Genomic DNA, 23,745 nt, shown 5'->3' with positions numbered 1-23,745 from the left:
GACGCGGGCCGATCGGAGGGCCGATCTTCGGCAGGCGATGGAGGGCACCACCTGCCGCATCCACTAACAATTAGCTTTGGCTAATGTTCCGTCAAGTTGGATCTGAATTTACTGCGTTGGAATGTCGGCTGCCACCGCAATTGCGCCGCTAACTTCGTGGCCGGGATGCATGTGTCCGGACAGGGAGCTTGTCGATGGGATAGGAATTTTTTCTTGACGGGTGAGGGCAGCTATGCTACGTTTTTGCGTATGGTGCTGATTTGCGCCAGTGACCCGCCACCCAGGCGGGTTTTTGCGTTTTGGCCGGCGCTCGCCGAATTTCGACGTTGCCAGAAAGCGCCGACGCCAAAGCTGTCAATCTCCCCACTTGTGGGGGAGATGGCCGGCAGGCCAGAGGGGGGCGCCGCAGAGTGCCGCCTTCGAACGGGTGGATCATTTGGATTGGAACGGCGTTGATCCCTGACACAACCGGGGAATGAGCATGGCGACAAGGCGCAGGCGCTGGTCGGCAGGCCGGGCCGCCCGGCAAGCGGAAACCTTGATCAGGGCCAATCCTAGCCAGGGAGAGCGAGATGATCCGAAAACTCAAGGACGGCAAATACCGGCTGTATTCGCGCAAGAAGGACGACAAGACCGGCAAGCGGCGCAACCTCGGAACGTTCGATACGCGCGAGGCGGCGGAGAAGCACGAGAAGGAGGTGCAGTATTTCAAGCGGCATTGAGAGGGGGCCTCTGGCTGTCGCGATGGTGACTCACCAAACGCCAATGCGGCCGGCGCTGAATACAGCCGTCACCCGCAAGATGTCTACGCCACGCGTGGTTGAGCTGGCCTGACTACGGTAGCGAGCACGATGCCGGCGACGATGAAGGCCGCACCGACCAGATCGTAATCGTGCAAGCCCTCGCCGAGCAGCAGATAGGCGAGGATGGCGACGAACACCGTCTGCAGGTAGAGCAGCATGCTTGCCCGGCTAGCACCCAGCGTTTGCACGCTTTTGTTGTAGAGGTAGTACATCAAGGCGCCGCCGGGACCTGCCAGATAGGCGAGCGCGAGAAGGCTGTGGACGTTCATGGCGGAGCGTTCGTCGTTGAACAATTCCCACAGATGGAAAGGCAAGGCGACCAGCGCACCGGCGCCGAGCAGCAGCACGACCATCGGCAGGAGTTCGATGCCGAATTTGGCCCGGCGCAAAAGCACGGTGTAGAGGCCCCAACAGAACGCGCTGCCGACGATCCACAGCTCGCCGGCGTTGACCTTGAGTTGCAGCAGCGCCGTCAGGTTGCCGTGGGCAACGATGAAAATCATCCCGGCAAGCGCAACCAGCGCGCCAAGCGACTTCCACAGGCCGAGCGGCTCGCCAAGCACGAAACGGGCAAGCACCATCGTCATGACAGGCGACAGCGCCATGATGATGCCGGCCGTGGTGGCGTCGGTGTGGTTGAGGCCATGGTAGATCATGCCCTGGCACAGCGTCAGGCCGATCGCCCCCACGGCGACGACCTCCACGGCGCGCGTTCGCAAAAGCCCGATCATCGCTTCGTGATGACGGTGCACGATCGGCAGCAGGATGGCGCAAGCAAGCGTCAGCCGCCAGAAGCAGAGGCCCCAGGGCGGCATTTCAGGCGCCACCCATTTGGCCGCGATATAGACACCAGCCGAAAGCAGCCAGCACAGGACGGCAGCCGGGTAGCCGGCCAGGGAAGAGCCGGCCACGGGTTGCGCGGCTTGATGCGCTATCGGCATTGCCTGCATGTCATGCCCCTTCGATGATTTCGGCCAGACGGGGCAACATAGCCTGTGTCGTTGGGTCGTGCATCCGTTTCGAAAGGCGAGAAGGAAGCTGCTCGGCCGATCGTGAAAACGATGTCAGTCCGCCTTGTCGCCGGAAGGCATGGCGGAAACGTCCATCCACATCGCGCCCACGGCATGGCCATCGGGATCAGCCAAGTCTCGGGTGTACATGAACCCATGGTCTTCGATTGGATTGATGTCGGCGGTGCCGCCGTTCGCGGCAGCAGCGGCGGCCATCGCATCGACCGCCTCGCGGCTGTCCAGGGACAGCGCCAGCATGACCTCGCTGGACGTCGATGGCGGGATGGGGCGCGTGGTCATCGTCTGCCATTTTTCACGGCTGAGCAGCATGAAATTGATGTGGTCGCTCCATACCATCCCCGCCGCCGCCTCGCTGGTGAAGCTGGGATTGTTCTTGAACCCGAGAGCTTCATAGAACGCCATGGATGCCTTCACGTCGGCCACCGGCAGGCTCACGAAAATCTTCTTGCTCATCGATCATTCCTTTGGTTGTCGAGATGGCAGTCCAGGCGTCTGCTGTAAGACGGTCGACCGCGCGCGAATCCGACACCGCAGCTCAAGTTTTTTAAGCGGCGGCGCTGATGCCGAGGCGCAGGCGCAGATCGACCGCTTGGGCAATGACCGCACTGCCGTCGAACAAGCCGCCCGCAGCCTCAAGGCCAAGCGGAAATCCTGATCAGCCAGCGAGAGCGAGATGATCCGGAAACTGATAGGGGGAAATGCCGGCTTTATTCACGCAAGATGGGCGAGAAGGCGGGGAAAGGCGGAACCTGGGGACGTTTGAGACGCGGGAGGCGGTGGAGAAGCATGAGCGGGAGGTGTAGTATTTTAGGCGACGGTGAGGGTGGGACACCGCAATCGCAAGGCGGTCGCGACGGCGACGGATGGGCAGGCGGCAAGTTGCCAATTTGAGGGCAATGGAGGGCAGTGTAGAAGCTTTGCTGGAAAGATCTGGTGAAGATTAGTTGGAGCAGGGCATCATCGACTTCGAGGGCCAACAAATATCAAGAAAAGTGCAGCTCTGGCAGCATAGCTGTAGTTCGACATCTCGGATGACGCAGATCGGAGCTCTCGACTTCCGAATATCATGGTGTCCGCAATAATGGAAATCGCCGTCGACAAAAAGCGTTTGATCGTCTCGCTCAGAACGACGTTCGATAAAGAGCTTAGACGCGATTCTGGAATTAGCGTCTGAATGGTATGCGCAGGCCGAATAATTCGACGGATCGACAAAAAAATGATCGACTTCACCTAGAGCCACAATGTGTATGGCTCCGCCACTATTCGTCCATGTGGCATATGCTTTCTTGCCATATGCGAGATCTTCGGGAATCTGTGGACCCTTTGGGACGAAACCCGGAAACTCCGCAAGCGGACGTGGCGGAGAAAGGCTAACTGATTTTCGGCAATCCGCGCCTCTAATATAGAGCGAGCAGCAGAAATGGTCTGCAAATGGCCAGCAAGGTCTGGTGCCAGGTTTCCAGGCTCTGGACGCAGCAGCACCGCAAGGTCCGACGAGATAACGCTTACAATCGCGCCGTCGTCGCGAAGAATCAGGGTTGCCGGCCATACTTTCAGCATGGGTCGCGCTGCAAAGGGATCAACGTCCTTAAGATGGCTCGTCGCGACCCCGCGAAAGCAAGCGAGAATTCTTCTACCGGTCAGGAAATCAGAAAGCTCTTCAGGTTTCACTAACGGACGCCACTTGCTGCAGAGACTTTCAAAACCTAAGAGCGAAGCAATCTCATTATAATGGGACTGGACTTCGTCACCATCGTAAAACCTAATGCTTTCCTCGGGGATGCGCCCCTTCGATGTGAAAACGGCGTTCGGATCTTTGATGACTAGGAGCCATCGGCCGTTCGTGACGACTACACGCGAAGGAGCGGTGCCATGGGCACCTAAAAGCAGTCGGGTGTAACCTCGGACCTGTTCAATCCATTCCATCCAGTCCTGCGTTAAAGGCCATGATTCTTTAGGAACGGCTGCCTCAAGAGCAGAAATTCCCATCGATATTAACGCTGAGAAACTCATTCGCTGTAAATCATAGCGCCCTCTAGCAGGGCGTGGTGGCGTATCTCTCCATTGTTTTGCTTCGACAACCAGTTGTGGAAGCCCATTTGATTCGTCTATGCAGAGGTAGTCGAGAAATTTTACACCATTTTCACCCTGAATTGCATATTCCTCGCGGTGAGGGGTGCGCATGCGCAAGGTCCATCCCAGCGCATCAAACATCGGATCGATCACTGAAATACGCGTCTGATGCTCGTTGGACGGGGAAGCTTCACCCCGAACACAGGCGGACACCTCAGCTATTGCACTAGTCCATACGTGAAGAGTGGCTTTACCACTCATCGGAGAGCATCCGGAAGCTCGTGAAGCAGGCGGCGTGCTTCCGGACTGCCGGCCTGTAGGAAGCGGTCAAGTGCGTCCAGTAATCGTTCTCTTCTTACTTTATCACGATAGAGGTCGCGATAGTCCGCCAGGGAGGTCCGTATGATTCGCACGAATAGATCGGCCCCCATCTGCTCAGTTGCGTAGCCTCCACCCTCCGCGCCGTCGAGCACTGCAGCAAAGGCTAGATCGATGCAGCGGCCCGGAGCACCGGGCATGAGAAATTCAACCACCTCCAGAAGGTAGTGAAGGGTATGAACTGCTCCCGTATCTGACGCGGCTGATAGGACATCTATCATTTCGTCCAAGAACTGAAGCTTTTGGTCGTCGTTCAAAAGGCCGATTGGCTCTCGAGATTTACCCTCCGCGTAAGCGCCGCAGCCGAAGTAAATTTCCATAACGAGGTGGTCGAGAAGTTTTGCCGCTGATCGAGCCTCTTTGCTGATATCGTCATCTGGGCTGATGGCGGCGCGAAATCTATCAAGTGCCTTTGCTGCTGCTGACACAACAAGTCGCGCGTATGATTGCGCGCGCTGACGAACGGCATTGCTTTCAAGGTTGACATCTCCACTAATCCCGACGGTCAAGGTGTTGCGCAACTGAGAAACGGCATGCCACAGGAGCATCTCGTTTGCCGCCATTGACGCTAGCCAGCTCCGAAGAACGACCTCCCCCTGAGCCCAGTTTCGCCAGAGCCAGAGGATGGTTAGCAGATCCGCCGCCTGCTCTAGGGCTCGATCTCTTCCCTCTCCGGTAAGCGGGGCAACTCGCTTCACAATGTCGGCAGTGAGTAATCCTACCCGTTCGGGTTCCGCGTGCATCAACCGGCCCAGAGTTCCTCCGATGAAATACTGTAGGACGCCATTGTGCCTTTCATTTCGAGCGACATTCTCAATCATTTCCCACATAAAGGGTCTGTCTGTCTCCCAAAGAGCGTTAAGCGATTGAGCAATCTGAAGTCGAACAGTCGGAACCGGATCGTTGAGTAGTTTCAAAATGACAGCACGCACCTCATCGTTCAGGAGATCAGGTTGTCGGGCCAGAACTACGAGTGCTGACGCAGCCTCGAGACGAGGCGCCGGGCTGCCCCAACTCATAAAGCCGCTGTCCTCGTATCCTCCAGCCTTTGCCTGGGGGTTAGGATTGTCAGATATTCTTAGCAATATACCTCTGGCTATTAGGCTGAAGCTCATTGCATAGGTGTGAGGGTCCTCCGAAAAATACTTGTGTAGGCTGTCGGCTATTTTGCCCCACGCTTCATCGGCAATCCTCCAATCCACACCTTGGGCGACAGCCCTATCGGTCGCATCAATCAGACCCGCTAAGACCTCCGCAAGATGGACGGGGTCATTCGTTCGAGGGGATTCGGTCCACTGACTTTCGAAAGAGGAGATGGATGACCTTAGATTTCCATTCGGCCCGGCATCTACATCCACACCAGCTTCTCTGATCCAATCATACTCGCGGCTTATGATTTCAAAGTCCGTTCTAGCAGGTTTTTCAAGTGGCCCATCGGTCTCAAATCTACGTTTAAGGTCAGCGGCCAGCGTAAGTTGCTGCAGTGGAATCGCAGACAGTGCGAGTCTTTGAATTTCTACTGAAAAGTCTTTTATCAGGACGTGCTGGAAGGTATTACGTTCTTTGCCATCTCGACTTGGCCATATCGATTCTAAGAAATCTATCGTATCGCGACGTGTGTCTTGACATTCAAAAAAGGCGGCTTCGCTGACAAACGGCCAAAGGATATCCCCCAGCAATAGCGGTCGGACCGCGCCGGCAGAGAGAATTCTCGCCCATAGAATCGCTGGAGGTTCGGCCTTCGTTAAGGCTTCGACAACGGTCATTACCTGGTCATCAGGCGCTGTTCTCAAAAGTTTGCTGAATGAGGCGATCGCTGGCCCTGCGCGCCGACCATACATATCGTCGTCGAACTTGGGTGCCCAAATGAAGCTGTAGTCGTTCTTCAGCTTGAATGAATGCCCACCGACCTTGATGGTCCAGCTTTGTTTGTCACTATTTTGATGCTCATATTTGATATGCGATCGGGCAGCGCTTACCATTGCCTCGACGGCTGCGATCTGAGATTTGGACCAAAGCCGCGTGTAAGCTTGCCCAAGCATCCAGAAGCTGGATTCGAAATCTTGCCGGCGAGTGCTTGTCAACGAAAGGATCTGACTAGTGCCAAGTGATGTCGTCTCCTCGTTTGGCGATGGAGTGTCAAACACTACGGCGTAAATTATCGCTGCCAAGTCGGCGTCAGCGTCGATGATATCGTCGATACACTGGCACAAGGTGCTGAGATTTTGTTCCCGCGTGGCTTCTGGTTGAGATTGCGATATCGCTAACGTCAGCGTCGCTCGGCTTGCTTCAATATCAGACCGGTAAGTTTTCGAGACGATTCTGAGCCCGTGCTGTGCCTCCATTGATTGCGAAGACGTCGCTTTTTTCGACATCGATAGCTGAAGAAATTTTCGAGCGGCATTGCCAGTCTGGGCAAAAGCAGTATCGCTTAGGTTTGAGATGTCACTCAAGGAAAATAGTAGTAGACGCATTGGATAAAGAGATTCAGTCCTCCAGTAATCCATCAAGGCGTCAGCAAGTGCAGCCCACGCATCGGCAGCGCTCTTGTCGGCCCGAATGCCAAGCCGCACCTCTTGCATAATTTCCTGCAACGACGTGGCAGTGGAAGATGGAGAACGACGGAAGATAGCTATCAAGGCTTCAATATCTAATGTCACCTTGACGAGTTCGACAACGGCTCGCGCCGTTGACGCGCGTGCTATTGGGTCTACAGAAGATTGGCCGCTAATCTCCGCCACGTAGTTCCAAAACATCGATCGATTGGTGTCGCGATCCCAAATCCTCTGCAGATGAAAGCGTAGCGCCGGAGCGAGGACAAATCCCAATCCTGCGTTTCTAGAAACGGCACTCACATCCTGCTGGACGTTGTCCCCTCGGAATTTTGCGAGGGAAGCGGCAAAATCGAACAGGATGTGGTGTCGAAATGCTATCTTTGTTGACGGGAAGTTCTCGTTGACCAGTACGCCGGTCGGGAGGATCAGCTCAATAACCTGCGCGTGCTGTGACGACAAATCTACACCTGATAGTACAAGCGACTCCTTGTCGATCATCAGGAGCACGACTTTTTCTACTGTCTGTCGTTGAGCAAAATCTGGTAGGCGCGAAGCCCAATAAGCTGATAGTAGTGCAGCTTGGTTTGCTAAGTGTGCAATCGCATGATTGCCGCTGCTGAGCCCGACTACCTCTACAGCTAATTGCATATTGAACGGGTTACTAAGAAGTTCAAAAGTCGCGCGCGACACGCCGTCCAATGCGTTCGCAATTTGCGGCGAGGCCTTGATGAGGCCATGAACCTCATCGTCCGAAAAATTAGTGATAAGAACGCTTTTGAACGGCCGCGCCATCTCCTTGAAAACTCGGCTATTCGCAAGGTCAAAGCTTCTGATCGAGGAACAAACAGTCCATCTTGGTGCTGACTGAAGTACATCCTCGATCAGATTGCGATATACGCGCTCTGCGTCGCCGCCTCTAGCCGCGTCAAGTGCGTCAACGACTAGAAGCCCTTGTTTATCCTCCCAAGCGCGCAGCACGTCAGCAAGTGGATTGGACAAGCGAAGTGCGCCCTGCAGGTCATCGGGATCAGACACGGCGTGACGGTCGACAGAAAGAAATAGAACTGGCCCTCTCTCATCACGCCACTGCCGTGCGATCTCAACTAGGACACCGGTTTTGCCGCATCCAGGCTCCCCAGTAACTAGTACCGAATCTGTCCGCAGTTCCGTGAAGAGCTGTACTAGAACTGATCTGGATGCCGGAAAATCCTGAAACAGCCCGGGTGAACCAGCGGAATTGACGCGAATGGCAGTCTTATCTGATTCACGCTCAAGGTTGCGATCGGTCTCTAGGAGCAAGCTTTCGATGTCGGACTGATACGACGGCGGTGCAAGCAGAGATATCCCTGAGGACAAAAGTTTGCGACGAATTACTAGCATATCGCCACCCGATCGATCGGCACAAAAGACCAGGCAGAGATCTCGTACCGCAATGAAGGTGGCGCTTGGTTCGCTGGCCGAAGTAAGTACTCGTGATCGCAGTTCGTTGCGCTCAAGATCGAAGCTGTCCGACATCACATCAGGTGACATTTCGACCAGTCTGGCAAGCTGAAGGATGCTCAGAATCGTATCATCAGTAGGCGTAGAATTGATAGAATTAAATGCATTTCGGATATGTTCAATAGCCGTTGAAATTGACCGCAGTTCATCTTCCGAGGTTGCTTGATCAAGGAGCTTATCCAATGAAGATGATGCTTTTGCCCGACGAAATGCGCTCGCAAGTCCGGCACGCAGAGATTGCGGCGCGTTGATTGAAACAACGAGCGCATATGCAATGGAGCGTTCTGCACTAGTGGCCGCGGAGTGTTGTTCGGATACCCATTGCCGAACGAACTGTCCAAATACGCCTGCAAGTGGAGATGCAGGCTGCGAGGAAAGATCAAGCGACGTCTTCACTTGAATGTGAATACGCCCGACCATACCAACCTGAATTTGAATGTCATCGATGGGCTGCTCGGTTTCAAAGCGAATGGCTGTTGCCTTCAAGTTCGCAGGTAGTCCGAAAAGCGTTCCAATGGGATATTCAGACAGAATCCGTGCCGCAATGCGCGCTCCAACGAGGGCTTGAAAGGCAAGCCCTGCCGCTGCTGCGGCACCGCCGGCGTTCCGAGTCGTTGCATCGGGCCTCGGTCCTAAGTTGGATATTGGCATTTTGTAGCTTCGTCCTGATGTTCGCCTAGTCAAATTCACGCCAATGAGAATCGAGAATAACCCCGGTTGTTTACTCAACATATAGTATGGATAACAGGCTCTCTAGGCGTTTGTAGATTCTGCCCCTCTCGCCCTCCACTCCGTTTCCGCCCTCCCATCCCATCCCCCCCCCCTCATTAACCATTCGTTAACCATTCCCTCGCTAGCGTTTACCTCTCAGTAAGGATTCGCCAGCCGTGACCTTTGCCGCCCCCCTCGAGGCCAAATCCATTCGTTTTCGTGCCCGCTCTTTCGTCGCTTTCACGCTGACGCCCGAAGCGCCTTTGGACGTGTGGCTGGAGGGGCTGGATCACTGGATCGGCAACTCGCCGGGCTATTTTGCCGGGCGGCCGGTGGTGCTTGATCTCAACACCTTGAAGCCCGATGTCGCCGCGATCGAATCGCTGGTCGACGTGCTTGGCCATCGCGGCATCCGCGTCTACGCCATCGAGCTCGACGGCCACGCCGCACTCGCGCCTAACCTGCCGCCGGTGCTGGTCGGTGCCAAGGAGGCGACGACGGATGGGCTGCTGCCCCGCAAGGCGCGGGAGGATGTTTCCGGAGAGGGCAAGGCCGAGGGCAGGGCGCCTGAAGCCGGCCCGGACAAGGTCGCCGACGGCAAGGCTGGCGCAAGCAAGGCGGGCGATAGCGAGCCGCAGGTTGAAGCTTCGGGCACGCTGATGATCAAGGCGCCGATCCGTTCCGGCCAGGCGATCGTGCATCCGCATGGCGATGTCATCGTGCTCGGCTCGGTCGCGTCCGGTTCGGAGATCATCGCGGCGGGCTCGATCCATGTCTATGGCACGCTGCGCGGGCGCGCTTCGGCGGGTGCGCTGGGCAACAGGGGCGCGCGCATCTTCTGCCGCAAGAACGAGGCGGAGCTGCTGGCGGTCGACGGCTGGTACGTCACCGCCGAGGAGATGGAAGGCGTTTCGCGCGGCAAGCCGGTGCAGGCGTTTCTCGACGGCGACGCGTTGCGGGTTTCGACGCTGAGCTGACATTCGTTTCGATATTGGGGCGGCCGATGGTCGCCCGACCAAGAACAACAACAACGGAGGCTTTTCAATGGGCAAGGTAGTGGTGGTCACCTCGGGCAAGGGGGGCGTCGGCAAGACGACCTCGACGGCGGCCCTCGGGGCGGCCGTGGCCAAGACCGGCAAGAAGGTGGCGCTCGTCGACTTCGACGTCGGCCTGCGCAACCTCGACCTGATCATGGGCGCCGAGCGGCGCGTGGTGTTCGACCTCGTCAACGTCATCCAGGGCCAGGCCAAGCTCTCGCAGGCGCTGATCCGCGACAAGCGGGTCGAGACGCTGTTCCTGCTGCCGGCCTCGCAGACGCGCGACAAGGATGCGCTGACCGAAGAGGGCGTCGGCGAAGTCATCGACAAGCTGCGCTCGGTGTTCGACTACGTGTTCTGCGACAGCCCGGCCGGCATCGAGCGCGGCGCGCAGCTCGCCATGCGCTTTGCCGACGAGGCGGTCATCGTCACCAATCCGGAAGTGTCGTCGGTGCGCGATTCCGATCGCATCATCGGCCTGCTCGACGCCCGCACCTTGCGGGCCGAGCAGGGCGAGCAGATCGCCAAGCATGTGCTGGTCACGCGCTACGACGCGGCACGCGCCTCGCGCGGCGAGATGCTGTCCATCGACGACGTGCTGGAAATCCTGTCGGTGCCGCTGCTCGGCATCATTCCGGAAAGCCAGGATGTGCTGCGCGCCTCCAACCTCGGTTCGCCGGTGACGCTGTCGGAGCCGCTCAACACTGCTGCCAAGGCCTATATCGACGCTGCCAGGCGGCTGGAGGGCGAGGAATTGCCCGTCATCGTGCCCTTCGAGCGCAAGGGCTTCCTCGATCGTCTTTTGGGAAGGAGGGCGGCATGAACCTGCTCGACATCTTCAAGCGGCGCTCCAGCGCCCCGGTGGCGCGCGAGCGGCTGCAAGTGCTGCTCGCCTATGAGCGCCGCAACCGCAGCCAGCCCGACCTCGTCTCCATCCTGCGCGAGGAGATCATGGCCGTCATCGCCAAGCATGTGCAGATCGACCAGGACTATCTGCAGGTCTCGATGGACCGCGGCGAGACCATGTCGACGCTGGAAATCGACATCCAGATCCCCAACAAGAGCGCCGTGCCGCTGGCCATGGCGGGGTGAGGGCAAGTTAGGGGGAGCCGCGATCCTTCGCGCCCCCCTCTGTCCTGCCGGACATCTCCCCCACAAGTGGGGAGATTGGCAATTTCTGCGCTTCAGTTCTTCTTGCAACGTTGGCGATTGGCGAAAGCCCGCATGACGTCCAATCTCCCCTCGTGTGGGGGAGATGTCCAGGACAGAGGGGGACGCTGTCCCGCCGGCAGAACCGGCTTCGCACCCTCGCACCGCATCGCTCGCAGCGTCCAAACCCCTAAAATGTCCCAAATTTACCTTTGTGCCGACGGGGCTTCCCCTGCGCAAGCAGCGGATGTAGGCTATATTAGCAATTCGTTAAGTTCTAAGCGAGGTATGCGTAAGGGGAGTTTGGTGATGAACTTCAGAGGCCTGATCAAGCGTGCTGAAGACGTGGATAAAGCGATCCAGGACCTGCAGATCGATTTGGCGGACGCGCTGGATGCAAGTCTCGACGCCGACGACCTGGCGCCGCCAGAGAGCGACGATGTGCCGGATGCCCAGGCGGCAGCCGATGACGGGCCACCCCAGGCCGATGCGGCAAATGACGACAATGCCGGGAATGCCGAGAATGCGGGCGCTGCGGACAGTTCCGAAACCGCGCCAAGACTGACCGCCCATACACAGACCCGGCTGGCTGCATTGAGCGCCTTCGAGGGGCTTTTCCACGACGCCAGGGACTATCTGGAGGAGATCAACGACAAGCTGTCGGAGATCGGCACCTCACACCATCTGACGCGCGAATTCCTCAACATCCTGCACAGCGACATCCTGCGCGCCAACGAGCTGGAGGTTGCCAATGCCGCCCTGGCCGCCGAACAGAGGGCGCTGTCGGAAAAGCTGCACGACGCGACGCGAAAGCTGCGCGAGCGTGACGGCGCGTTCGAAGCGCTGCAGCAGCGCGAGACAAGCCTGGTCCAGGACCGGGAGACGCTGCGTGCGGCACTTGCCGCGGTCAGGCTGGAACTCGTCGAGACAGCCAATGCGAGCGCCAAACGCGAAGCGGAGTTCGGCGACATCGCCAAGCGGCTGACCGCCAGGACGGTCGAGGCCAACAGGCGCTTGCGCGAAAGCAAGATGCTGCGCGAAAAGCACGTCAACCTGTCGATCGAACTCGACAAGGCGCTGAAGCGGGAATCGCAGGCGCGCCACAGGCTCGACGAGCTGTCGGCGGTCCATGCCACCGAAGCAGCGCGGCTGGCGGAGCTGCTGGCGGCGCTCGGCAAGAGCGAGAAAGAGGAGATGCGGCTGCAGAAGTCGCTCGAGGCGGCACAGGCGAAACTGTCGGAAACGACCGAAGCGGCCCGCATGATGGAAGGCGACAAGGAAGCCGAGCTGGCTCGCAGCCAGGCGGAAATGCGCGGGTTGAGCTCGGAGATCCAGAACCTGCAATCGCGGCTTGAGCAAGTGTCGAGCGAAAACAGCGAAGCCGCGGGCGAGATCGCCAGGCTCAAGAGCGAACTGAACGATGCCCTGGCCGAAAAGAAGATCGCCGATGAAAGATTGTCCGCGCTGAGCCAGGAGAGCGAAAGCGACAAGATGAGTCTTTCCAAGGTGAACGCCAACCTTTCTCAGCTGACGCTGCAACAAGCGTCCGAACAGATACAGTTCGACGTGCAGAGGCAGGAGTGCGAGGATCTCAAGGCCGAAATCGCCTCGCTCAATGCCCGGATCAAGGAACTGCTGCCCTATGAGCGGCTCCACAAGGCCACCAATGGCAGGCCGCGCGAGGACGGCGTGGTCGAGATGGCCGGGGCGATGGCGAAGAAAGCACGGACGACGGGCAGACGGCGCATGCGCAGGAATGTCGGCGCCGCCACCTGAAGCGTGTCGCGCCTGAAGGGGTTCAGGCTACCAGATCTTTGTTTGTGCATGGGAGGCCGGCACCTCACCCGGAGAGTAAGCCCAATGGGGCACCGGCCAGGCGGATCGACAGGTCCGCCGCACAGGCAAGGTAGCGCGCCTCGGTCCCGCACGGCATTGGTGCGATCACGGAAGGTGCCAGCGGCAATTCCCCTGGCTTGTGATTCGAACCCTTGCGACGACCCGCCGGCCGGAGGCTGCAGACACGCCCAGGATAAGATCGCGGGCCGGCCCGGCGCCTTCTCAGTCGAGCGGTTCGTGCTGGTAAAGCTCGTCCATGCTGAGCGAGGCCAGGGCGCCGAAAGGGGCCTGCTTTTTCACGCGGCCGCCGCTCAGGATGACCACGTCGTCGCAGAACGAGATGGTGCTGTGGTGATGGCTGATGACGATGGTCGTGCGGCGGCCGGCTCTCGACTTCAAGGTCTCGACGATGGCCGCTTCCGACAGCCCGTCCACGGCATTGGTGGCCTCGTCCAGGATGAGGAGATCGGGATCGCGCACCAGGGCTCTCGCCAGGGCGATCCGCTGCCTCTGTCCCGCCGACAGGTTGATGCCCCTGTAGCCAACCAGGGTGTCGTAGCCCTGAGGCAGCCTTTCGATGAATTCATGCGCTTCGGCCAGTCTTGCGGCGGCCTCGGCATCGCTGGCTGTCGCGGCATCCTGGCCGTAGGTTATGTTTTCAAAAATGCTGCCGTCGACCAGTTCCAGTTCCTGGCTGGCCAGGGCGATGTGCCGGCGCCACTGGCTAGCATCGATCCGGTCGAGCGGCGATCCATCGACGAGGATGCTGCCGGTGTCCGGTTCGACGAAGCGGCACAGGAGATTGACGATCGTCGTCTTGCCGGCGCCCGAGCGGCCGATCAGCGCCGTCGAGCGGCCACCGCGGATCTCGAATGCCGCCGCATGCAGCACAACCTCGCGCCGGTCCGTGCCGGAGTAGGTGAATGTCACATCGTCGAACTTGATGCCCTGGCGCAGGCCGTGGAATGGCCCGTCGCCTTGCGGCGGTTGCGGCTTGCCGGCGGGATCCAGCAGCCATGTCACCTCCTCAAGCGATCCGCTCAGGCCTTGCAGCTGGCTCCACGACCCCTGCAGGGCCCGCATATGCGGCTGCAGCCTGTAGAGCAGGATGACGAAGGCGATGATCAGCGGGAAACTCACCTGCGCCAGCCAGGCGCCGATCACCACCGCCAGGAACAGCATGGCGTGGAGAACCTCCGTCAGCGGCGGCAGCGCTCCCTGGCGCACCAGCAGCGCGAAGGAGGCGCGGCGAACCGCATCCGACGCCGTGTCGAATATCGCCTTTTCCCGGTTCTCCTGTCCGAAGATGCGGATCAGGCGTCCGGCATGCACAAGGTGAAGCATCTGCGAGGCGAGGTGGCCGTTGCGCGAGGCGACGCTGCGGCTTGGCTCCTTCAGATTGGCTGAGAGGATGGCGTGCGCGATCTGGACGAGCGCCAGTCCGAGCGTGACCAAAAGCGTCATGCGCCACGAAAGCAGCAGCAGGAAAGCCAGGAGGATGATGGCGGCCGATGCGCTGACGATGGCCGACAGCATGATCTGGATCGCATCGGAAGCCCGCCAGGATTCGTTGGAGATGATGTTGAGCAGGCGTCCGGGATTCTGCCGCAGGAAGAACGGGTAGCCGACCCGCAACAGCTGCTCCGACAGGGCGCTGCGGATGGAATGGCTTGCCTTGCCGGAGATGAAGGTCGTCAGCAGCGTGTTGGCGAAGGCGAAGACGTTCTTCAGGATGATCGAGCCGAGGATGGCGGCCGAAATGACGATCAGCCGGTCGCGCTCGCTCAAGCCCGATCCGACGTGCTGGAGGACGGCGGAGAAGCCTGCCATTCCGGCGGCATCCCCGTGTCCCATGATGATGCCCAGCAACGGGATGATCAGGCCGATGCCGAACCCTTCGAGGACGGCGCTGACCAGGCCGAGAACCACCACCGCCGGAAGCAGGCGCAGTTGCCGCTTTCCGAACGCCCGGAACAGCATCGGCAGGTTTGGCGGCAGCATTGGCATTACAGCGTTTCACCTCGCCTGGGCATTGGCTTGTTGGTCTTGGCGCACCGGTTCGGCCCGCGGCCGTCTGACCAGCAGGAGAACCGCGAACCTGGCCGCGCCGAGCAAATTCATGGCGACGATCGGCCAGTGCGACAGGTTGAGTTCACGATCGAAGGCGGGTCCTCCCGCCAATTCCCGGAAAGCCCCTCTTGCGGCCCAGTAGAAATGGCGAAGCAGCCAGGGCGCGTGGCGAACATGCTTCAGGCAGAGCCCGCCATTGCCCAGGCTGTAGTCGCGATGCAGCTTTTCGATGGCTTTGCGATCCCGCCGGCCGTGATGATGGAAAATCGTCATGTCAGGCACATACTCGACCGCGATCCCGAACAGCATCGCGCGCACGAGGTAATCGGTATCCTCGGCCGACCGCAATGGTCCGCCGGCGCCGAAGCGTTCGTCGAAATAGCCGATGCGGGCCGCGACATCGCGGTGCATCGTCATGTTGCAGCCCAGCACGAAACCGCCGGGATGAACATCTGGCGTCAGGCGTTCGCGCGCCCACGACCGCTTGATGGTGAACGGCAAATCCCTGGCATCGCCAAGCTCGACACGGCCGCCCCGGATGAGCCATTGTTCCCCGGACGCATAGTGTCGCTCCAGATCGCGCAGATAGTCGCGATGGAGCGCGCAGTCGTCGTCGACGAAGACCAGCACACGGCCGCGCGCGCGCCTCAGCCCGGCGTTGCGCGCAGCCGCCAATCCGGGGCGCGGCTCGCAAACGGGCGTGAACGGAATGTCCGACGCAGCCGCGATGCTGGCCAGGCGTTCGGCCGTGCGGTCGCTCGAACCGTTGTCGACGACCACGAGTTCGGCGGCGAAGCCGGCATGTGCGCGGCATGCGGCTTGCACCGACTTGATGCAGGCATCGAGCACGGCGACGCGGTTGCGCGTGCAGATGATGAAGCTGACTTCCGGCGCCGCTCGTTCCGGGCGGGGACCGGCCGGGGCGGGGCCAAGCGCCGTCGAACGATCGCGCTGCAGGGGTTGGTTGGCTTTGACGATCATGCCTCAGCCCGCCTGATAAGGTGCCAGAACCGCCGCGGCGGGCGCGGATTTGAAGAAGTATGCCATGGCATCGGCTTGCCTGGCGGCCGACAGCGAGGCGCGGCTGAGCCAGGGCGCCCAGGCGCCGGGCCGCAGGGCATATTGTTCGCGGCGCCGGATGACGTTCCATTTCGCGGTCCGCGTCAGCAATTCATGCGTCAGCGCGGGCTGGTTTTCGTCGGCGACGAGCTGGTAGAGGAAATAGAACAGGTTCAGCGCGCCGGCCTCGAAGCTCGGCCGCGTCGCCGCCGGCAGCGAGGAAATCTCCTCCTCCAGCGCGACGATGAAGTCGGCCGCACGGGCGACGGCGCCGTGGCTGACCGCATCGCCAATGTCGCGCAGGTCCCGCGTGGCCTGCGCCAGGCCCTCGCGCTCGAGGTTCTCGGCCACGATCCGCAAATGCGTCCTGCGCATCTCCTTGACGTGCCGGCTCGTCACGCTTGCCTGATGGACGCGGTAGACGACCAGGTTTTCAGGCATCATGGCTGCCGGGTAACGGCCGGCCAGCCGCCTGAAAAGATCGAAATCCTCGGCATGCCGGTAGGCCTGGTCATAGTGCAGGACGCTGTCGTCGATGACCTTCCTGTTGTAGACGACCGTCGGGTGCATGAAGATCGTGAAGAACATCGCCAATACAGGGATGCGGCCGAACTGGAACACCGGATCGGGCCTGCCCCTGGCGATGCGGCCGCGGATCAACATGTCGACGCCGGCGCCGCAGAAGCCCAGTTCGGGCCGCCGCTCGAACAGCGCCACCTGGCGCGACAAACGCCAGGGATAGGCGACGTCGTCGGCGTCCATCCGCGCGACCAGTTCGCCCCGGGCGATCGCCAGCCCTTCGTTGAGCGTCGCGACAAGGCCACGGTTTTCGCGCGAGATGATCGAAATGCGGCTGTCGGCCTTTTGGCATCGCTCGAGTATCTCGAGCGAATTGTCGGTCGAACCGTCATCGATCGCGATGATCTCCAGGCGACTGTGATCCTGCCGCAGGATGCTTCCCAGCGCGGTGGCGAGATAGGGACCGGCATTGTAGACCGGCAACAGGACGGAGACGAGCGGTGCGGCAGTCATCGTCTTGCATCCGTGCGCTGGAGTTCGAGCGCCGGTGTGCGGCCATCGGGCGATCCGCCAGCCGCCGTCGCGAGCCAGCCGCCATGGCTGCCCTGTGCGGAGCGGGTGCGCGCGACATAGGGGAAGTGGCGCTTCAGGCTGTTGAGCGGCCTCTCGAAAACCACCCAGGAAATCGAGGCCGCGACAATCGTGGCGGCACTCGCAACCAGGAAACGCCCTGGCCCTTGCTCCGAGACGTTGAGCGGAATCCAGGGTTGCGCCTTGACGGCGAGCGACAGCAATATCGGATGATAGAGATAGACGCCGTAGCTGATGCGGCCGAGGCCAAGCAGCGGCGGCAGTTCGGCAAGCTTTCCCAAAGTGCCGCCAAGGCCGCGCGAACAGGCTGCGACGATGACCATCAGCGGCACCAGCGGCAGGACTTGCCGCACCAGCCAATGGACCCATTCGAGCATCGGATCGGCGGGCGCAGGCACAAACCACTCGATGACAAGGAATGCGGCCGCGAAGGCAGGCCAGCAGAGCCGCATCCAGTGCGGCAGGGCCGCGCCCCTGGATCGCCAGCAGGCAAGCAGCGCGCCCGTCGCCAGCGCATCCATGGATGCCGGCGGCAGCAGGTCGCGCGCCAGCGTCGTGTTGGCGGTGAGCGGCCAGTAAAAGCGATAGGCCAGCGACAGTGCGATGACGCCGATGCAGATCTGTTCGAAGCGGCGGCGCGGGGCCAGCAGGACGACCAGCGGCCAGGCAAGATAGAACTGCTCCTCGATGCTCAGGCTCCAGAAATGGCACAGCACCCAAGGGTTCCAGTCATTGCGCATCGCATACCAGAAATTCGACAGGTAAAGCGCATGCCAGACCAGCGATCCCCTGGATTGGTCCAGGTCGACCAGCCAGACGAAACCCAGGACGGCAAAATAGGGCGGAAATATCCGCAAGCCCCGCCTGATATAGAAGGATCGCAGCGCGGGACCGGTCTCGAATTCGGCGGCCGAACGCGCTTCCAGGAGCAGGCGCGTGATCAGGAAGCCGCTCAGCACGAAGAACAGCCGCACGCCGATATGGCCCCAGAATGAAGATCCTCCAGCGGCGAAGAAATGGGAATACAACACCATCGTCACGGCGATGGCTCTCAACGCATCCAGTTGGATGTCGCGGGCGCTTCCCATCAGCGGCATCCGCCAGCGTGATGGCCGCGACCAAGCCGCCACCCGGCCGTTTCGAGCGGCAGGCCAAGGCGGACGAGACCCGCCAGAGCGCAGGCATCGTCGAACCTACGCTCGAAATCGACGGACGGGTGGCTCAAGCTGGTCAACCTGGCGGGATCCTCCACGGCGCATATCCAGTCGCAAACGAGTCCCCCAGGAGATCGTTCGGCTACGGCATTGTGCGGCGCAACACAAAAAATCTACCCAGCTGAAATACTTATGTGAGCAAGTGCTAAAAAATTGAGAAAACCGAGCGTTTCTCGTCAATTCTGGCGATTTTTCTCAGAACTTAAACGCTGTGGTTTAAATTTTGCCGATGTTCCCGCCTCGGTTGATTTGCGAGCTCGTGGCTTGAGAGCCTAGTTCTTTGTTAGACCACAGGAAATTCCGTAATCTATATTTTGTCTATATGGATCCGGCCCTGGCTCCGTGAAGAAATGATTTGGAACCATTAGCTTTGCGCGGTGCAGCATCGTCTCTGTTTTTCGTCGTTGCCACGCGCAACGCCCATTACTCGGCTGACCGCCAACCCTCACACCGCGTCGAACACCACCGTCTGCTCCAGCCCGCCGCCCCGGCGGTTTTCCAGTGTTACCGTGCCTCCGTAGCGCTCGATGATTTCCTTGGCGATGGCGAGGCCAAGACCAGCTCCGGGGATCGATTGCAGGCGGCCGGGGTCGACGCGGAAAAAGGGCTCGAACGCCTTGTTCAGGAGTTCCGGGGGGATGCCCGGCCCATGGTCCGATATGGTCAGCACGGCGCGATTGTCGGCCGCGGCCAGGTCGATGCGGCACGCCTTGCCATGGGTGGCGGCGTTGACGATCAGGTTGCGCAAGGCGCGGCGCAGGCCGAGCGCGCCGGCGCGCACGCAAACCTTTTCTAGGTGCCCGATCGAGACGGCATGGCCGAGCGACACCATCTCGGCTTCGATATCGCGCACCGTCTTTGCCAGGTCCACCGCTTCGACGGCGTCCTGGTTGACCTCTTCGCGCACCAGGCGGATGGCGCTGTCGGCGATGCGATCGAGTTCGTCGAGGTCGTGAAGCCATTTGTCGCGTTCGTCGTCCAGGAATTCGGCGCGCAGCCGCATGCGCGTCATCGGCGTGCGCAGATCATGGCCGGCAGCCGCGACCAGCCGCATGCGGCTTTCCATGGCGGTCCGCAGCCGCGACGAGAGCTGGTTCAGCGCATGCGCGGTGGCCTTGACCTCGGCCGAACCCACTTCCGGCACCGCCGCCAGCACGCCGTCCGATCCGATCTTGGAGACGGCGGCCTCCAGCATTTCGAGCGGTCGGATCAGCACCGAGGTGAAATAGACCGATACCGCCGTGGCGCCGGCGACGATCAGCGAGATCCAGCCGGCCAGAACCAGCCATTCTCGCCGCGGCGGCTTGAGGTGCGGCACCTCAATGATCGCCCATCGGCTGTCGGGCAGGTGCATCGATGCGATCTGGCCGGGTTCGTCCGGCTTCTCGTTGACGACCGCGGGAAAGTCGAGGCCACGGCGGTGCAGGATGTCGTTGAGCATCGCCGTTTCCGCACGAGCCACCTTGCCGCCCGCTGGATGGTCGGCGAATTGAACCCGCAGGACGTCGGGGATCGGCCCCGGCAAGAGCCGCACCACCATTTCCATCTGTTGGGCAATCCAGGGCACGGTCAGTTCCGGCGGCGGCCCGCCGCCGCGCACGCTGATGACGGCGGCCGTCGCCAGGCCGACGACGCCGACGATCGAGGCGACCAACAGCAGGATGAGACGGCGGCGCAGCGAATTCACGCGTGGCTCTCCACGGTCTCGACACGCGCCGTGAGCTGGTAGCCGCCATTGCGCACGGTCTTGAACAGCGGCCCGTCGCCGGTGTCGGAAAATTTCCGGCGCAGCCGGCTCACCAGCACATCGACGGAGCGTTCGAGCGGATCGCGTTCGCGGCCCTGCGTCAGGTCGAGAAGCTGGTCGCGCGACAAAAGCCGGCCGGGACGGTCGAGAAACACCTGCAAAAGATCGAACTCGGCGCCGGTGAGGTCGACGGCCACGCCTCGCGCATCCGTCACCTTGCGGGTCTCCGGTTCCAGCCTGTAACTGGCAAAGCGGTAGATGCGCGCGCGCGGCGGCGCGGGCGCTTCCTCGGGCGTCGAGCGCCTGAGCACGGCGCGGATGCGGGCAATGAGCTCACGCGGGTTGAACGGCTTGCCGAGATAGTCGTCGGCGCCGAGTTCCAGGCCGATGATGCGGTCGACATCTTCCTTCAGCGCGGTCAGCAGGATGACCGGGGTGTGCGGCTTGCGGTCGCGCAAACCGCGGCAGATATCGAGCCCCGAGCCGTCCGGCAGCATCACGTCGAGCACGATCAGGTCGAATTGGCCGGAGCCAAGCCGTTGCTCGCATTCGCGCCGGTCCGCCGCCGCCGTGACGCGAAAGCCCTGGCTGTCGAGGTAACGCTGGAGAAGCGTCCTGATCTCGCGGTCGTCGTCGACGACGAGGATATGGGGTTGTGACTGCATGACCGTGCCGTTGCCGATGAATATTGGGACCCGTGATTGCAGGGGCTTGCCGCGATTATAGGAGAGCCGCGCCCGAGCGGCGTGGAAAATTGCAACCGAACGTTTCCGGCGGGCCATGGGAAACATTCGGAAACAAATTGCCCTTTTGCGGAAACCTTCGGCAACACGCCGACGCGAAGCGGACAAAGACGCTTCCTATCCTCTGAACCGTCCGAAGCATGAGAGAAAGGAACATCTTTATGCCAAGCAGACTTCTTGCGCTCGGCCTGTTTTCCGTCGCCGCAATTCACCCCGCGCTGGCGGCGCAGCCCGACCCCGGCGCCGGACCCGGTGAGCCGCCCCCTGTCATGGCCATGCAGGATGGGGCAGGCCACGGCCGGAATGGACCCGGCCCGCATGGACCGATGCGACCTGGTTCGCAGGGTTTCGGCCCGCAAGGCTTTGGCCCCCGCCGCATGGGTCCGCCGCCGGAATTCATGCTGGCCGCCCGGCTCGCCGCGCTGGAGACCCGCGTCGGCATCCGCACCGAACAACTCGACGCCTGGCGCGACTACACCAGCGCGCTGCAGGCGGTGCTTTCGCAGCCTCGGCCTGACCGCGGGCGGCCCGTTGGTGCTGAAGCGAAGGACCCCGACGCAGCAGGCCCGGGCGGCAAGCCCGATCCCTTCGCCTTCCAGGAAAAGCTGGCCGACGACGTTACCGCCCGCGCGGTTTCGGCCGGCAGACTGAAGGAGGCGATCGCTGAACTGCGCGCCAAGCTGACGCCCGAACAACTCGAACTCCTCGCTTCGGCGGAACGTGCCCATGGATCACCCCCCGGTCCCTGGGGCGGTCCGCCGAACGATGCAGCCGGCCCCAGAGGCCTGCCCAACGATGGCAGGCAGCTCCCGCCCCAGCCCGGGAACGACGAGCAACTCTGACCGACTGCACCGGCCGGCCCGGTACCCAACCCGTTCTCGGGTCGGCCGGTTCTCCGGGGATGGCGGGCGTATCTCCGCCATCCTCGTTTCAATCACGCCCAGTTCGAATCGCGCCAATTCGAACCATGCCCAATTCGAACCCTGCAATGGAAGCACGACAATGTGGGAAGCCATGATCATGCTGCGGCTGCTCGCGTCCGCCAGCCCGAGGCTCTCGTTCGGTCCTGTCGGGCGAGGCATGCCGCTGGCCCCGCCGGCCGACACGCTGAAGGGCGCGATCCGCCTGAGTTTCGCCGGCTGGCGGTTGTCGCTCCCGCTGTCGCAGCCGCTCGACAACCATGGGCATGATGACCGCAAGATCGCGTGAATTCCGGCAAGGCGCTTGGCATGTCCTCGCTGATCGGCATAATGATGTTGGTGGGCATCGCGGCCGGCTACTCGACCTTCGAGCAGCTCCGGCCGCCGAGAAGGAGCGCGACATGAGCCGCTTCGAAGCATTGCTCGTCGCCGCCCGCAGACCGGCGCGGCCCACCATCAAGATATCGGCCGGCATGCCTCGACCAAGCGGTCGATTGCCCGCGCCCGCAACTCCAGCGAAAGATCATTCAGTCCATGTCTATCCAGCCTAGCCCGTCTTTGCAGCCGGCACGCCGTCTGGCGCCCTGGGCCGCGATGTTCGCATCCGCCTTTCTGCTGGCGGCCTGCTCGCAGGAGAGCAGCGCCCCCGCAGGCATGGGCGCGCCCGGCAAACCGGAAGTCGGCGTCGTCACCCTGCATCCGCAATCGGTGGCGATCACCGCCGAACTGTCGGGACGCACGGCGGCCTCGCTGGTTGCCGAAGTGCGCCCGCAGGTGAACGGCATTATCCAGCAGCGCCTGTTCAAGGAGGGCAGCGAGGTGGCGGCTGGACAGCCGCTCTACCTCATCGATCCGGCGAGCTACAAGGCGTCCTATGACAGCGCGGTCGCCGCACAGCAGAAGGCGGAAGCGGCGGTGCCTACGGCGCAGGCAAAGTTCGACCGTTATGCAGGGCTTTTGAAGCAGAACGTTGTTTCAAAACAGGATTATGACGATGCCGCCGCCACGCTGGCACAGGCGCAAGCCGATGTCGCCTCGGCCAAGGCCAGCGCCGAGACGGCGCGCATCAGCCTCGACCGCACCTCGATCACCGCGCCGATCGCCGGCCGCATCGACAAGTCCACGCTGACGCCGGGTGCGCTGGTGACCGCCAACCAGGACACTGTGCTGACCACCATCCGTGCGCTCGATCCGATCAATGTCGACGTCACGCAGTCGAGCACCAACCTGCTCAATCTGCGCCAGGCGATCTCGGAAGGGCGGCTGAAGTTCAGCGGCCCCAATGTCAGTGTCAAGCTGAAGCTTGAGAACGGCACCATCTACACGCAGACCGGCAAGCTGGAATTCGCCGGCGCCAATGTCGACCAGACCACCGGCACCTTCGCGCTCAGGGCCGAATTCCCCAATCCCGACCGCCTGCTTTTGCCCGGCATGTATGTGCGGGCGCTGGTCGAGGAGGGCGTCGCCCAGAACAGCTTCCTGGTGCCGCAGCGCGCCGTCAGCCGCAACACCAAGGGTGAGGCGACCGCCATGGTCATCAACGCGCAGGGGAAAGTCGAGACACGCGTGCTCGCAGTGCGCAACAGCGTCGGCAACAACTGGCTGGTGGATTCAGGCGTCGGCGACGGCGACCGCGTCATCGTCGAGGGCATGCAGCTGGTGCGCCCCGGCGGCGATGCAACGGGCGTCGAAGTGACGATCGACGAGACGACCGGCGAGGTCAAGGACCGCGGGCAGGGCACGTCCGCCGCACCGGCCGCGTCCAACGCTGCCAAACCGGCGGCTGGCGCCGCCACCGGGAACTGAGCG

At 61.3% G+C, this 23,745-nt stretch carries 19 protein-coding genes; 9 read left to right on the top strand and 10 right to left on the bottom strand.

Translation table 11 applies throughout. The features are described from left to right. The first annotated feature begins 572 nt into the window (after positions 1-572). Positions 573-722: a hypothetical protein gene (locus tag A4R29_RS34230; RefSeq protein WP_086081318.1), complete on the top strand. Its 150-nt coding sequence runs from the start codon at positions 573-575 to the stop codon at positions 720-722. 83 nt (positions 723-805) lie between these two features. Here A4R29_RS34230 and A4R29_RS19245 read toward each other — a convergent pair whose 3' ends face one another. Both A4R29_RS19245 and A4R29_RS19240 read right to left on the bottom strand, forming a co-directional pair. Further along, entirely contained in the window at positions 806-1,753 is a 948-nt protein-coding gene (locus tag A4R29_RS19245) for a DMT family transporter (RefSeq protein WP_063172620.1), read from the bottom strand. Between the two features lie 114 nt (positions 1,754-1,867). Further along, positions 1,868-2,287: a VOC family protein gene (locus A4R29_RS19240; protein WP_063172619.1), complete on the bottom strand. Its 420-nt coding sequence runs from the start codon at positions 2,285-2,287 to the stop codon at positions 1,868-1,870. Here A4R29_RS19240 and A4R29_RS34225 point away from each other — a divergent pair. After that, complete coding sequence (locus tag A4R29_RS34225) at positions 2,280-2,489, top strand: hypothetical protein (protein ID WP_145923777.1); 210 nt, start codon at positions 2,280-2,282, stop codon at positions 2,487-2,489. The two genes, A4R29_RS19240 and A4R29_RS34225, sit on opposite strands and share 8 nt — an antisense overlap. A gap of 575 nt (positions 2,490-3,064) precedes the next feature. Here the strand turns inward: A4R29_RS34225 and A4R29_RS34220 are convergent. Further along, entirely contained in the window at positions 3,065-4,168 is a 1,104-nt protein-coding gene (locus A4R29_RS34220) for a hypothetical protein (RefSeq protein ID WP_145923776.1), read from the bottom strand. After that, positions 4,165-8,826: a P-loop NTPase family protein gene (locus A4R29_RS19230; RefSeq protein ID WP_145923775.1), complete on the bottom strand. Its 4,662-nt coding sequence runs from the start codon at positions 8,824-8,826 to the stop codon at positions 4,165-4,167. The genes A4R29_RS34220 and A4R29_RS19230 overlap by 4 nt, the downstream gene beginning before the upstream one ends. A gap of 401 nt (positions 8,827-9,227) precedes the next feature. On the opposite strand from A4R29_RS19230, the gene minC reads away from it, so the two are divergent. From minC to A4R29_RS19210, 4 genes are all read left to right on the top strand, one after another. Further along, positions 9,228-10,028, top strand: a complete 801-nt coding sequence (gene minC, locus A4R29_RS19225) for a septum site-determining protein MinC (RefSeq protein ID WP_063172616.1) — start codon at positions 9,228-9,230, stop codon at positions 10,026-10,028. Between the two features lie 67 nt (positions 10,029-10,095). Then, entirely contained in the window at positions 10,096-10,911 is an 816-nt protein-coding gene (gene minD / locus A4R29_RS19220) for a septum site-determining protein MinD (protein ID WP_024501687.1), read from the top strand. After that, positions 10,908-11,180, top strand: a complete 273-nt coding sequence (gene minE, locus A4R29_RS19215) for a cell division topological specificity factor MinE (protein WP_024501686.1) — start codon at positions 10,908-10,910, stop codon at positions 11,178-11,180. The genes minD and minE overlap by 4 nt, the downstream gene beginning before the upstream one ends. Before the next feature lie 366 nt (positions 11,181-11,546). Continuing rightward, positions 11,547-13,013, top strand: coding sequence for a coiled-coil domain-containing protein (locus A4R29_RS19210; protein ID WP_063172615.1), 1,467 nt, complete (start codon positions 11,547-11,549; stop codon positions 13,011-13,013). Positions 13,014-13,295: 282 nt separating this feature from the next. Here the strand turns inward: A4R29_RS19210 and A4R29_RS19205 are convergent, their stop codons facing one another. The 6 genes from A4R29_RS19205 to A4R29_RS19180 all read right to left on the bottom strand — a co-directional run bounded on the left by A4R29_RS19205 (position 13,296) and on the right by A4R29_RS19180 (position 20,938). Further along, entirely contained in the window at positions 13,296-15,080 is a 1,785-nt protein-coding gene (locus A4R29_RS19205) for an ABC transporter ATP-binding protein (RefSeq protein WP_063172614.1), read from the bottom strand. A 9-nt stretch (positions 15,081-15,089) separates the two neighbouring features. Continuing rightward, complete coding sequence (locus tag A4R29_RS19200) at positions 15,090-16,124, bottom strand: glycosyltransferase family 2 protein (RefSeq protein WP_063172613.1); 1,035 nt, start codon at positions 16,122-16,124, stop codon at positions 15,090-15,092. Positions 16,125-16,127: 3 nt separating this feature from the next. Beyond that, entirely contained in the window at positions 16,128-17,234 is a 1,107-nt protein-coding gene (locus A4R29_RS19195; protein ID WP_063172612.1) for a glycosyltransferase family 2 protein, read from the bottom strand. Then, entirely contained in the window at positions 17,231-18,400 is a 1,170-nt protein-coding gene (locus A4R29_RS19190; protein ID WP_063173735.1) for an acyltransferase family protein, read from the bottom strand. The genes A4R29_RS19195 and A4R29_RS19190 overlap by 4 nt, the downstream gene beginning before the upstream one ends. A 571-nt stretch (positions 18,401-18,971) precedes the next feature. After that, entirely contained in the window at positions 18,972-20,213 is a 1,242-nt protein-coding gene (locus tag A4R29_RS19185) for an ATP-binding protein (protein ID WP_063172611.1), read from the bottom strand. Further along, positions 20,210-20,938 (bottom strand): response regulator, encoded by a 729-nt coding sequence (locus A4R29_RS19180; protein WP_063173734.1) that lies wholly within the window; start codon positions 20,936-20,938, stop codon positions 20,210-20,212. The genes A4R29_RS19185 and A4R29_RS19180 overlap by 4 nt, the downstream gene beginning before the upstream one ends. A gap of 239 nt (positions 20,939-21,177) precedes the next feature. Here A4R29_RS19180 and A4R29_RS19175 point away from each other — a divergent pair, with 239 nt between their 5' ends. From A4R29_RS19175 to A4R29_RS19165, 3 genes are all read left to right on the top strand, one after another. Beyond that, positions 21,178-21,858 (top strand): hypothetical protein, encoded by a 681-nt coding sequence (locus A4R29_RS19175; RefSeq protein WP_013530680.1) that lies wholly within the window; start codon positions 21,178-21,180, stop codon positions 21,856-21,858. 160 nt (positions 21,859-22,018) lie between these two features. Next, the gene (locus A4R29_RS19170) at positions 22,019-22,225 is read left to right on the top strand and encodes a hypothetical protein (RefSeq protein WP_013530681.1); all 207 of its coding nucleotides are present in this window, start codon (positions 22,019-22,021) and stop codon (positions 22,223-22,225) included. A gap of 245 nt (positions 22,226-22,470) precedes the next feature. Next, positions 22,471-23,742 (top strand): efflux RND transporter periplasmic adaptor subunit, encoded by a 1,272-nt coding sequence (locus tag A4R29_RS19165; RefSeq protein WP_082827449.1) that lies wholly within the window; start codon positions 22,471-22,473, stop codon positions 23,740-23,742. The last annotated feature ends 3 nt before the right edge of the window (positions 23,743-23,745 follow it).

The organism is Mesorhizobium ciceri biovar biserrulae, from assembly GCF_001618845.1.
GTDB classification, from domain to species: Bacteria; Pseudomonadota; Alphaproteobacteria; order Rhizobiales; family Rhizobiaceae; genus Mesorhizobium; species Mesorhizobium ciceri.
Note: the sequence above shows the minus strand (reverse complement) of the source record. Positions and strands in the feature narration are given on the sequence as shown.